Source organism: Actinomadura sediminis (assembly GCF_042675525.1).
Lineage (GTDB): Bacteria > Actinomycetota > Actinomycetes > Streptosporangiales > Streptosporangiaceae > Spirillospora > Spirillospora sediminis.
On record NZ_JBHTJA010000079.1, the window covers coordinates 21,035 to 32,250 of the forward strand.

Here is an 11,216-nt window from a genome sequence, read left to right on the forward strand (position 1 = left end):
GCCGTCAAGGCGTACGCTACGGGCCGGACGATCATCAAGGGAGCGCGAACATGACCGTCGTCACCCTCGGCGCGCACATCCTGGACGTGCTCGCGCGCCCGGTCGAGGGCGTCCCGGCGGGCCGGGACACGATCGTCGTCGAGGAGATCCGGGCGACCGCCGCGGGCGCCGCCGCCGGGACCGCGGTGGCCCTGGCCAGGCTCGGCAACGAGGTCGTGTCGGTCGGCGCGATCGGCGACGACGACCTCGGCGACCTGCTCGCCGCGATCATGAACCGGAACGGCGTGGACGTCACCGGCCTCGTGCGGCGCACCGCCGACCAGACCAGCGCGTCCGTCCTGCCGATCCGCGGCGACGGCGGGCGCCCGAGCCTGCACGTCCCGGGCGCGAACCTGACGCTCACCCCCGCGGCCGTCGAACGGGGCCTGCTCGTCGCCGCGGACGCCGTCCACCTCGGCGGCCCCGACGTCACCTCCGGGCTGAACGACCCGGCGTTCTTCGCGATGCTCGAGGCCGCGCGCGCGAACGGCACGATCGTCACGATGGACCTGCTGTCGAACCTGCCCGACCTGCTCAAGGGCGCCGCCGCGTTCCTCCCGCACGTCGACCACGTCCTGCCGAACCGGGAGCAGGCCGCCGCGATGACCGGCGAGAGCGACCCGGAGCGGGCCGCGCTCGCCCTGCGCGCCGAGGGCCCCGCCACCGTCGTCGTCACCCTCGGCGGCGACGGCAGCCTGCTCGCGACCGCCGACGGCGTGCGGCACCTGCCCGCCCTGCCGGTCGACGTCGTCGACACCACCGGCTGCGGCGACGCCTACTGCGCGGGCTTCGTCACCGCGCTCGTCCGGTCCCGGCCCGTGGCGGAGGCCGCCCGCTGGGGGACGGCCGCCGCCGCGACCGTCGCCCAGGGGCTCGGCTCCGACGCGGGCCTCACCGACCTGGACGCGGTCCTGGCGCTGCTGGACTAGATCTTCTGGGCGCGGCCCTCCCAGTACGGGTCCCGGAGCAGCCGCTTGTAGAGCTTGCCGGTCGGCGTGCGCGGCATCGCGTCGACGTAGTCGACCGAGCGCGGCGCCTTGTACCCGGCGAGCCTCCCCCGGACGTGCGCGACCAGCTCACCGGTGAGGGCGTCCGACGGCTCGACGCCGTCGGCGAGCTCGACGGCCGCCTTCACCTGCTCGCCGAACTCCTCGTCGGGGATCCCGAACACCGCCACGTCCCGCACCGCCGGGTGGGTGATCAGCACGCCCTCGATCTCCGCCGGGTAGATGTTCACCCCGCCACTGATGATCATGTCGATGGCGCGGTCCGCGAGGAACAGGTAGCCGTCCTCGTCGAGGTAGCCGACGTCCCCGGTGGTGAACAGGCCGTCGTCGCGGTGGATCGAGCGCGTCTTCTCCTCGTCGCCCCAGTACTCGACGTCCTCGCCGCCCGCGTACCGGAACCACAGCCTCCCGGTCTCCCCCGGGGCCGCGGGCCCGCCGTCCTCCCGCAGCACGCGCACCTCGGTCGTGGGCAGCGGACGCCCCACGCTGCCCGGCCGCTCCAGCCACTCCGCCGCCGTGATCACGCTGTTCACCGACGACTCCGTCGAGCCGTAGTACTCGTGCACGACCGGGCCGAACCACTCGATCATCCGGCGCTTGATCTCCGGTGGGCACGGCGCCGCGCCGTGCCACACCGACACCAGGCTCGACCCGTCGAACGCGGCGCGCACGTCCGGGTCCAGGCGCAGCATCCGGACGAACTGGGTCGGCACCAGGTGGACGTTCGTGATCCGGTGCTCGTCGATCAGCCGCAGCGTCTCGGCCGGGTCGAAGTCCCGGCGCATCACCACCGCCCGGCCGCCGAGCAGGAACCCCTGCGACCACAGCCACTGCGCCGAGTGGTAGACCGGCCCGACCAGCAGCGACCGGCCGTCCCCGGGGATCCGCAGGATCTCCGCGAACCCGTCCGCGACCAGCTTGGACGTCTCGATCGGCGCGCCCGCGCCCAGCAGCTTGCGGGACACGCCCTTCGGCCGTCCCGTGGTGCCCGACGTGTAGATCATCGGCGCGCCCATGCTCTGGCCGGCCGGCTCCCCCGGCTCGCCCGACGCGACGAACTCCTCGTACGGGACGAACCCTTCGACCGGCTCCCCGATCGCGACCCGCGCCTCCAGCGCGAGCCCGTCCGATCCCTCCCGGGCGATGCCGCCGAACGAGTCCTCGGAGAACAGGACCCGCGCGCCCGAGTCCGTGAGCACGTACCGCAGCTCGTCGGCCGTCCAGTGCCAGTTGACCAGCACGTACCGCAGGCCGATGTGCCCCGCCGCGCACATCAGCTCGAAGTACTCGCGCCGGTTCCCCGAGTGGATCGCGATCGCGTCCCCCACGCCCAGCCCGAGCCCCCGCAGGGCGCTCGCGAGCCGGTCGGTCCGCTCGTTCAGGTCGCGCCAGCCGGTGGCCCCCCGTTCGTCGGTCAGGGCGGGCTCGTCGGGGCGTGTCTCGGCGTACGGTCGGAGCAGAACGGCCATCGGCCACCTCCTGGGACGCGACATGAACCAGAATGTGATTCTGACAACCCGCCGCCAGGAAGAACAGCCCCGAGCCACCGGCGTCCGCTCCGCTCCACCGCACCGGCCGCCCCGGTCCGGCGGGGCACCGACCACGCCGTCGGCACCCCGCCGGGCTCGCCGCCCCGCCCCGGCCGCCACGGACGCCCCCGCCCGCTCGTACGGGCCCGGACGGTTCGCGGTCGCGCCTCGTGCCGCGCCGTCCGGGGGCGGCGGGGCGGGCGGTCAGGGGGTGCGGGCCAGTCCGGCGGGCGCGGCGCCCAGGACCGTCTCCGCGGCGCCGACGAGCTGCTCCAGGCGGTACACCTCGGTGCGGTGGAACGGCGGCGCGCCCGTCCGGGCGACGACCAGTACGACTCTGCCCGCGGCGAGCGGGCAGACGGCGTACTGCGCGCCGTCCGGCGCGGTGAAGGCGCGCGGGCGGAGCGGCGCCAGGGCGGGCAGCTCGTCCTGGAGCACGCCGCCCACGCTGGCGTGCACGAGCACGGCGCGGCCGTCCTCGTCGATCTCCGCGAGGCCCGCCCAGTCGGCGCTGAGGACGCCGGGCACCGCGTCGGCCAGGATCTGCGGGCCCCGGTCGGGCACGGCCGCGACCTGCCCGATGACGGCGGCGTCCGGATGGACGCCCGCGGGCTCGACGGTGGGCCACACGCCGAGGATCTCGACCCCCGGGACGGCGCCGAGCCCGTCCACCAGCCGCCCGATGCCCGCACCGTTGGGCCACACCACCGTGAAGTCGTCCAGCGCCCGGCCGTTGTCGCGTTCGAGCACGGCCATCTGCACGACGTCGGCGCCGGCGGCGCCCAGGGTGCGCGCCACCTTGCCCAGCGACCCGGGGCGGTCCGGCAGTCGTATGCGAATCCGCAGCAACACGGTCACCTCCTATCCCGCGATCGTGCACACGGGGTGCTACAGCCCCGTATCCCCCCTGTTACCCACCGATGAAGATGCGGAGGAAGCAGACTCGGCAAGTTCGGTGCTGGAATGGCGGGCTCGGGTCAAACTAGAGTTCACGGAAGGTCAACTGCGCTCTATCGCCTCTTGCCGCCTCACCATTAAGGTCACTGCACGTGTCGAGCGACGGGGAAGATCCGGTCAAGGACGGCCGGGACGACGCGGCGTTCCGCGCCGAGGTCAGGGACGCCCTGGCGGGGCTGTCCGCCCGGCTGGACCGCGAGCACGAACGGGCCGCGCACCGCGAGTCCGTCATCGACCGTCTCCACGAGGAGAACCAGCGGCTGCGGCGGGGCGAGCTGCGGACGATGCTGGAGCCGGTCCGCGCGGCACTGTACCGGGTCCACGACCAGGCCCGCCGCCTCGCGACCGCCGACGACGCCGGGGCGACGGCGAACCTGCTGGACGCGCTGGCCGACGACGTCGCGGACGCGCTCGCCCGGCTGGGCGTCGAGCGGTTCCGGGCCGAGCCCGGCCAGCCCTACGACCCGTCCCGGCACCGGCCCGTCGCGGTCGCGGCGGTCACCGAGCCCGGCCGGGACGGCACCGTCGTCGAGGCGCGCTCCGACGGGTTCGAGGAGAGCGGCCGGGTGCTGCGCAAGGCGGCCGTCAGCGTCGGCCGCCTCGAACCCCCCGCGAACGGCGCGGCCGCCGCCGAGGCCGGTGACGGCGAACGGGACGCCGCCGAACAGGACGGCGCCGAACAGGACGGCGAACGGGACGGCGGCGAGGCCGGTGACGGCGGGGGCGGCGAGGGCGCGGGCGCGCCGGAACCGGCGGCTCCGATCGTCAGGTCCGGGTCAAGTCGCCACGAGGCGGCCGGGCGCGGCGAGAGCATGAACAACTCGACTCGGGACCGATAGGTGAGAGGGACATGGCTGTCTACGGCATCGACCTGGGAACCACGTACTCCTGCATCGCCGCGATCGACGACGTGGGGCGGCCGGCGGTCCTGCGGAACCTGGAGGGCACCGACACGACGCCGTCGGTGGTGTACTTCGAGAGCGGCGAGAACGTCGTCGTGGGCGCGACCGCGAAGGACACCGCGGTGCTGGAGCCCGCGAACGTCGTCAGCCTGATCAAGCGGGACATGGGCCGGGACGTGACGCGCCCGATGCACGGGATCGACTTCACGCCCGAGGAGCTGTCGGCGTTCATCCTGCTGAAGCTGGCGACGGACGCGCGGACGACGACGGGCGAGGAGGCCCGCGACGTCGTGGTGACGGTACCGGCGTACTTCGGCGCGGCGGAGCGGGACGCGACGCGCAAGGCGGGGCGGATCGCGGGGCTGAACGTCATCGACATCGTGTCGGAGCCGATCGCGGCGGCGATCAACTACGGGGTGCTGAACCCCGACCTGGACCGGACGATCCTGGTGTACGACCTCGGCGGCGGCACCTTCGACACGACGGTGATCACGCTGCGGGGCGGGCACATCGAGGTGGTGTGCACCGACGGCGACCACGAGCTGGGCGGCGCCGACTGGGACGCGCGGCTGGTGGAGCACCTGGCGGAGCGGTTCCGCGCCGAGCACCCGGACGCGGGCGACCCGCTGGACGATCCGCAGACCGAGCAGCAGCTGCGGCGGGACGCCGAGGACGCGAAGAAGGCGCTGACGACGCGGACGGCGCACACGGTGCGGGTGATGCACGGCGGGCGCGTCGCGGCCGTCGAGGTGACCCGGGAGAAGCTGGAGGAGCTCACCAAGGACCTCCTGGACCGGACGGTCGAGATCACCGGCCGGACCCTCGCGGCGGCCGCCGACAAGGGCGTGCACGACTACGACGACCTCGTCCTGGTGGGCGGCTCGACGAAGATGCCGGTGGTCGCGGCGCGGCTGGAGACCGAGCTGGGCATGATCCCCCGGCTGCAGGACCCCGACCTCGCGGTGGCGAAGGGCGCGGCGCTGTACGCGTTCGAGGAGACGTACCGGCGGCTGGTGCGGGAGGGCGCCGCGGAGCGCGCGGCCGACATGGCGATCCGGGCGGGGCTGTCGGCGGAGCAGCAGAAGCAGATCGCGGGACGGCGGATCCGGACGGTCGCGTCGCACGCGTTCGGGATCGTCGTGGTGGACCGGGACAGCGGCGACGAGAGCGTCGCGCACCTGGTGCACGCGAACGACGAGCTGCCCGCGGCGAAGACCGAGGACTTCTTCACCGTCTACGACGACCAGACGTCCGCCGACATCCGGGTGATGGAGCAGGCGGGCAGCGTCGAGTCGCCGGAACTCGGCGACAACAACGAGATCGCGACCGGGGAGATCCGGGTGCCGCCGGGCAAGGAGGCGGGCTGGCCGGTCGAGGTGACGTTCGCGCTCGACTCGTCCGGGCTGCTGAACGTGACGGCGGTGGAGAAGGAGACCGGCGAGCGGCTCGACCTGAAGGTGGACGTCGGCCGCATGTCGGAGGAAGAGGTCGAGCGTTCGCGCAAGGCCCTCTCCCGGGTCAGGGTGAGCTGAGGACGGGCCCGGGCCGCGTGTCCGGGCGTGCGGAGCGCGGCGACCGCAGTTCGCTCATGGAGGTGCCGGAGGGGGTCGGGGGTCGCCCCCACAGGAGGTAGAGCGGCCGTGACGTTCGACGAGGAGTACCGCCGGGACGTGCTGGAGCCCGCGCGGGCCTCGGGCGACCAGCCGCCCGAGGACCTGCGCGTCCGTTACGCGCTGCCCGACCCGCTGGAGCCGGACGCCGTCACGGCGCGGGTCCGGGAGGTGCGGCAGTGCTGGCGGCGGGCGCGCGGGCAGCTGAAGTACCGCCGCCTGATCGACCGGCTGGAGGCCGAGCACCGGACGCTCGCGCCGCTGTTCGCCGCCGCCGAACGCGGCGACCTGCGCGGCCTCGCGGAGCGGCTGCACGGCGGGACGGAGCGGGCGGAGCGGCGCCGGGCGGGGACGCGGGCGCGGCTGGTGGACGCGGCGGGCGCACCGCGGATGGCGACGCCCGGCGAGGTCGCGGCGATCGCGCGGGCCGGGGGGATGGCGGCGGACGAGCTGGCCCGGCTCGCCGCCGCGGACGGCATCGAGGTGCGCGAGCCCGATCCGCTGCCGGCGGCCCCGCCCTACCCGGCGTTCCGGAAGGTGCGGGAGTCGCTCGACGTGCTGGGCGAGCGGCACCTGGCCGGGTTCCTGTTCGGCGACCGGCCGATCGGCCCGATGCACGTGCTCGACGGGTTCGCCCTGTCGCCCCCCGGCGGCGGCGCCGATCGCGCGCCGCGCCCGGCCCCGGCGGCGGTCGCGGCGGCCGGCGAGCGGTGGGCGCGGCGGGCCCGCGACACGAGCACCACGCACGCCGAGACGGTCCTGGCGGCGCTGCGGTCGGTCGCCGACCCGGCCGAGCTCCTGCGGTACGACATCGTGGACCGGCTGCGGGAGCGGTTCCGGCAGCTGGCGTCGGACCGGGGGCTGCTGCGGCACGCCGCCGAGGACCTGGGCGTCGCGGCCGGGGACGCGCGGCGGCTGGTGTTCCTGGACCTGCGGGAGGACGGGCCCGACGCGGCCGGCGGGCGGGGCGGCGTCGCGGGCCGGCTGCGGGCGCTGCTGGACGCCGGGGAGGTGTTCGCGGCGGCCGAGCTGGCGGACGCGTCGGACGTCCCGGCGCCCGACGGCGGCGGGGACCCGCCGGAGGAGCGGCTGCTGGCGGCGGAGGCGCGGCGGCGGCTCGACACGGCGCTGCGGCTGCGCGAGACGGCCGCCGCCGAACGCGACCCGGACCGGGCCTGGCGGCTGCTGGCCGACGCGCTCCGGCTGGTGCGGGACCTGCCGGGCGCGGCCGAGCACCAGCGGCGGCTCCCGCCCGCGCCCGTCCCGTCCGTGCGGGCCGACGTCGAGTACGGCGACGGGCACGCCGGCGGCGCGGTGCGGGTGTCGTGGGAGCCGTCGCCGTCGACGGCGGGCGAGGTGCTGTACCACGTGGTGCGGCGGCGCGGACGTCCGCCGCGGGGCCCGGCCGACGGGCGTCCGGTGCGGGGCGGGCTGGACCCGGAGCCGCCGGTGAACGCGCCGCTGTACTACGGGGTCGTCGCGGTGCGGGGCGAGGCGGCGGCGCCGCCCGCGGTCGCGGGCCCCGTGGTGGTGCGGCCGGAGCCGTCCGGCGTCGAGCTGGTGCCGGGCGACGGCCGCGTCACCGGCCGGTGGCGGGCCCCGGCGGAGGCGGCCCGGATACTGGTCGTCCGGGACGGGACGGTCGTGCCCGCGGGGCGCGACGGGTTCGGCGAGCGGGTGCCGAACGGCCGCGCCCACGTCTACCGGATCAGCGCCGTCTACCTGGACGGGGACGGGCGCGAGGTCGTCACCCCGGGCGTGCGGGCGGCGGTGACGCCGAGCGCGCCGCCCGACCCGGTGATGGAGCTGGCCGCCGAGCCCGACCCGGGCGACCCGGGGCTGGTCCGGGTGCGGTTCGCGCCGCCCGCGAACGGCCGGGCGGAGCTGGTGCTGGCGGACGGCGAGCCGCCGTGGCCGCGCAGCGCCCTCGTCCCGCTGGAGGAGGTGCGGCGGGCGACGCGGCGGGTCCCGGAGACCGCCGGGAGCGCCCCGGGCGAGGGGCGGCTGGCGGTGCGGCCCGGGGCGGGCGGCTGGCTGGTCGCGGTGACGGTCGCCGAGGGCACCGCCGCGATCGGCGCCGCGCACCGGCACGTGAACCTGCCGCCGCCCCGCCGAGTGGTCGCCGAGCGGCGCGGCGGGCACGTCCACGTGGGGTTCGACTGGCCGCGCGACGTCACCGAGATCGAGCTGGTGCACCGGGTGGCGGGCGCCGCGCCGGAACGCGCGGCGGTGAGCCGCGCCGCGTACGACGCGCACGGCGGCGTCCGGGTGCCCGCGCCCGAGGACGCGGCGGTGGAGGTGACGCTCGCGTCCGCCGGGACGGTCGGCGGGGCCCGCACGACGGGGCCGCCGGTGACGGCGGCCGTCGCGGCGCGCACGGTCGTGCGGTACGACGTCGTGCGGTCGGGCCCGCCGTGGCGGCGGTCGCTGACGATCCGGCTGACGGCGTCCCGCCCGGTCCGGGTGGGCCGGCTGTCGCTCGTCCTGCGGCCCGGGCGCGTGATGCCGCGCCGCGCGGGCGACGGGGAGACGCTGCGGGCGTGGGAGCAGGTGCCGGTCCCCGGGGAGCTGTCGGCGCCCGCGCCGCACGCCGCCGGCCCGTACTGGCTGCGCTGCTTCACCGCCGACGACGACGTCGAGCTGGCCGACCCGCCCGTCGACCGGCTGCGGGTGCGGCGATGACCGGGCCCGGGCCGCGGGCGGGGCTGGCGCGGGCGGGGCTGGCGCGGGTGCCGCTGCCGGGGCTGCCGGGCGGGCGCCGGGAGGTGACGTGCCCGTACTGCTTCGCGTCCGCCGAGCCGCGGCGGATCCCGTTCCGGTGCCGGGGGCGGGCCGGGCGGCAGCAGGGGTGCGCGCCCGTGCTCGACGAGGCGCTCGCCGCGTACACCGGGTCGACGGCGGGCGCGTCGCTGCCGCCGGTGTTCGACCCGCCGGACCGCCGCGCCGCGCAGGCGGGCCGCGCCGACTGCCCCGGCTGCGGCCGTCCGACCGGGAACCGGGTGTGCCCGCGCTGCCACAACCCGCTGCCGCCGGCGTACCGCGACTCCCCCGGCCGGATCGTCGCGCTGGTCGGGGCGAAGAACGCGGGCAAGAGCACCTACATCGCGGTGCTGCTGCACGAGCTGATGAACCGGGTCGGCACCGAACTGGACGCGTCCCTGGTGGCGTGCGACGACCGCACCATCGAACGGTACAAGCGCGATTTCGCGCGCCCGCTGCTGGAGGATCGGCGGCTGCTGCCCACGACGGCGTCCGCCGCGACGAGCCCCCGCGAACCCCTCGTCTACCTGCTGACCCGCACCCGCCGGAGCCGGTTCGCGCGGGCCCGCAACGAGTCGCTCGCGCTCGTCCTGTTCGACACCGCCGGGGAGGACCTGCGCAGCCGGGAGGTCACCGACCTGCACCTGCGCTACCTGGAGGCCGCCGACGCGGTGATCTTCCTGGTGGATCCGCTGGAGCTGCCGGGCGCGCGGCCGGGGCTGCGCGACGCCGTGCCCGCCCCGCGCGTCCCCGGCGAGGACCCCGACAGCGAGCCGCTGAACGTCATCGCGCGCGTCACCGACGCGCTGCGGGGGCGGCACGGCGGCCGGCCCGGCGAGCCGCTGCCCGTCCCGGTCGCGGTCGCCCTCACCAAGATGGACGCGCTGCGCCCCGACCTGCTGCGGCAGTCCGCGCTGCACCGGACCCGGACCGGCGCGGGCGTCCTCGACCTCGACGACCGCGACGCCGTGCACGAGCAGGTGCGGGCGCTGCTGCACGACTGGCAGGCGGGGCAGCTCGACACCTACCTCGGGCAGCAGTACGCCGACCACGCGTTCTTCGCGCTCTCCGCGCTCGGCGGCGTCCCCGAGGACGGGCGGGTCGGCGCGGGCGGCGTCCGCCCGCACCGCGCCGAGGATCCGCTCCTGTGGCTGCTGTACCGGTTCGGGATGCTCGACGGTGTTCGTCCGGAAGGCGAGTGACGATGGCGTGGCAGCTCCACTACACGTCCGTGCGGCGCGGCCCCACCGGACGGTCCGGGTTCCAGTTCGTCGCCGGGACCCCCGGCCTGCCCGAGGGCGCCCGCGCGGGCGTGCTGCCGCACCTGTCGTACCGTCCGCCGCCGGAGGCCCCGGCCGAACCGGGCGACGCCGAACTCGACCGGTTCCCGGTGTCGCTGCTGTACGACCGGGTCGACGGCCGTCCCGTCCTGGTGCGGTGCCGCTACCTGGGGCGGGACTACTCGGGCCGCTACGGCAACTTCTTCGGGCACGCCGTGATCGCCGAGCCCGAGGAGCTCGAAGGGGTGCGCCCGGCGGAACTGTGGCGGTCGCCGATCTGGGCGGCGCTCCCGTCCCCCGGCGACCGGCTGGACGAGCTGGACGAGCTGCCGCCCGGCGCGGCGCTCGCCCCCGAGGACCTCGCCCGCTGGCTGCCCGCGTCCGGCCCCGCCGACCCGTTCGGGACGCTCGGCGTCCTCGCCGCCGCGGTCGGCGAGCGCATCGCGGCGGGCGACGGCCGGGTGGTCCTCGTCGCCGACGACGCCGACACGATCGCCCGCTGGATCGCGCTGGTGTCGTACTCGCTGCCCGTCGCGGCCGCCGAACGGCTGACGTTCGTGACCTACAGCGCCGACCCGCAGCGCGCCGCCCAGCACCTCGTGGGCACGACGCCCGGCGTGTGGACGGACGTGCGGCACCACGCGTCCCACGCCCTGGCCGTCGATCTGCGCGAGGGCGTCCCGGACGGTCCCGCGTCGCGGCAGGCCCGCACCGTCACCGCCTGCTGGCGCGACGCCGACTTCGCGGGCCTCGACGCGCTGGCCGAACTCGCCGAGCTCGACGGCCTCGGGACCGAGGCCGCCGCCGTCCTGCTCGCGCTCTGCCGGCCGTCCGCGGCGGTGACGGCGGACGAGGAACGCGGGCTCGCGGCGCTGCTCGCCGCCCGGCGCCCCGCGCTGCCCGACTGGACGTGGCGCGCGCTGGTGCCGCGCGTCCCGTCCATGACCCTCGACCTGGCCGTGGCCGTCCGCGACGCCGCCCGGGCGGCGGGCGTCCCCGAGCCGGCCCGCCGGTGCGATCTGCGCGTGGCGACGCTGGCCCTCTCCGACCCCTCCGCCCGCCGGGCCGGGCGGCCCCCCGCCCCCCGCGCACGCTGCGGCGGGTTCGGACGGGCGTGCGGAGCTGAGCGCCC

Annotated in this window: 8 protein-coding genes; 6 read left to right on the forward strand and 2 right to left on the reverse strand. The window is 76.7% G+C overall.

Translation table 11 applies throughout. From position 1 onward, the window contains the following. Positions 1 to 50: 50 nt before the first annotated feature. On the forward strand, positions 51 to 968 hold the full coding sequence (locus tag ACFQ11_RS28020) for a carbohydrate kinase family protein (RefSeq protein WP_378303947.1): 918 nt from the start codon (positions 51 to 53) through the stop codon (positions 966 to 968). On the opposite strand, the gene ACFQ11_RS28025 is transcribed toward ACFQ11_RS28020, so the two are convergent. Together ACFQ11_RS28025 and ACFQ11_RS28030 are read right to left on the reverse strand one after the other, a co-directional pair. Beyond that, positions 965 to 2,515, reverse strand: a complete 1,551-nt coding sequence (locus tag ACFQ11_RS28025; RefSeq protein WP_378303949.1) for an AMP-binding protein — start codon at positions 2,513 to 2,515, stop codon at positions 965 to 967. The genes ACFQ11_RS28020 and ACFQ11_RS28025 overlap by 4 nt on opposite strands. Positions 2,516 to 2,779: 264 nt before the next feature. Next, positions 2,780 to 3,427, reverse strand: coding sequence for an ACT domain-containing protein (locus tag ACFQ11_RS28030; RefSeq protein WP_378303951.1), 648 nt, complete (start codon positions 3,425 to 3,427; stop codon positions 2,780 to 2,782). A gap of 197 nt (positions 3,428 to 3,624) precedes the next feature. Between ACFQ11_RS28030 and grpE the strand changes: the two genes are divergently transcribed. The 5 genes from grpE to ACFQ11_RS28055 all read left to right on the forward strand — a co-directional run. Further along, the gene (gene grpE, locus ACFQ11_RS28035) at positions 3,625 to 4,371 is read left to right on the forward strand and encodes a nucleotide exchange factor GrpE (RefSeq protein WP_378303953.1); all 747 of its coding nucleotides are present in this window, start codon (positions 3,625 to 3,627) and stop codon (positions 4,369 to 4,371) included. Between the two features lie 11 nt (positions 4,372 to 4,382). After that, complete coding sequence (locus ACFQ11_RS28040; protein ID WP_378303955.1) at positions 4,383 to 5,966, forward strand: Hsp70 family protein; 1,584 nt, start codon at positions 4,383 to 4,385, stop codon at positions 5,964 to 5,966. Positions 5,967 to 6,074: 108 nt separating this feature from the next. Continuing rightward, positions 6,075 to 8,726: a hypothetical protein gene (locus tag ACFQ11_RS28045; RefSeq protein WP_378303957.1), complete on the forward strand. Its 2,652-nt coding sequence runs from the start codon at positions 6,075 to 6,077 to the stop codon at positions 8,724 to 8,726. After that, positions 8,723 to 10,006, forward strand: coding sequence for a TRAFAC clade GTPase domain-containing protein (locus tag ACFQ11_RS28050; protein WP_378303959.1), 1,284 nt, complete (start codon positions 8,723 to 8,725; stop codon positions 10,004 to 10,006). The genes ACFQ11_RS28045 and ACFQ11_RS28050 overlap by 4 nt, the downstream gene beginning before the upstream one ends. Before the next feature lie 2 nt (positions 10,007 to 10,008). Further along, on the forward strand, positions 10,009 to 11,216 hold a 1,208-nt coding region (locus tag ACFQ11_RS28055; RefSeq protein WP_449193616.1), incomplete at its 3' end, for a GAP1-N2 domain-containing protein.

Bases quoted from the DNA above. Each gene is read 5' to 3' on its own strand.
- ACFQ11_RS28020 (WP_378303947.1), top strand. From the start codon at position 51: ATGACCGTCGTCACCCTCGGCGCGCACATCCTGGACGTGCTCGCGCGC.
- ACFQ11_RS28025 (WP_378303949.1), bottom strand. From the start codon at position 2,515: ATGGCCGTTCTGCTCCGACCGTACGCCGAGACACGCCCCGACGAGCCC.
- ACFQ11_RS28040 (WP_378303955.1), top strand. From the start codon at position 4,383: ATGGCTGTCTACGGCATCGACCTGGGAACCACGTACTCCTGCATCGCC.
- ACFQ11_RS28050 (WP_378303959.1), top strand. From the start codon at position 8,723: ATGACCGGGCCCGGGCCGCGGGCGGGGCTGGCGCGGGCGGGGCTGGCG.